Source organism: Polaromonas sp. P1_F8 (genome assembly GCF_056405635.1).
In genome coordinates, this window is sequence record NZ_JBFUBS010000020.1 from 1 (window position 1) to 554 (window position 554).

General features: G+C 59.7%; 2 pseudogenes. Both read left to right on the forward strand.

Annotation, left to right across the window (positions count from 1 at the left end):
• Nucleotides 1-186: pseudogene (locus AC1D1J_RS22580) on the forward strand (hypothetical protein); the annotation flags it as partial.
• Nucleotides 187-214: 28 nt separating this feature from the next.
• A pseudogene (locus AC1D1J_RS22585) lies at nt 215-554 on the forward strand (hypothetical protein); the annotation flags it as partial.

Below are 554 nucleotides of genomic sequence, written 5' to 3' on the forward strand. Positions count from 1 at the left end.
GCATTCAACCTGGGCGCAAGCGGCGGAGCCGGTACCGCCACCACGTTGACCGCTACCAACAAGCTTGTCCGCGTCGAAGGCAAGTGGACCTACACCTACCTCAATGCAACCTTGCCAGCAGCCGGTACCTACGGCGGCACCATCGTCAAAAACGGCCGAGTTACTTACACCGCTACGCAGCTCTGACCTTCAACCTTAACCCTTAGGAAACATCATGAAAAAACTCCTTCTTGTCAGCACCCTGGGCTTAACCGGCCTGCTGAGCGCTACCGCCCACGCCGAATCCACATTCACTAACCCTGCCATCGTCGGCTCGACAGCGAACGCTCGCGTGGACATGACGATCGTCATCCCGCAAGTGCTGTTCCTGCGTGTCGGTACCAGCTCCGGCAACACGGCAACTGACGGCACGATCGACAGCGTCACCTTCACGGTTCCAGGCGCCAACGTAGGCGACAGCAGCGTGATCGCCGGTGTCGGCGGCGACCTCACCGCAGGTGCAGTGACAGTGCGCGTTTATGGCAACGGCGGCAACATCAGCCTCAACTCAAACA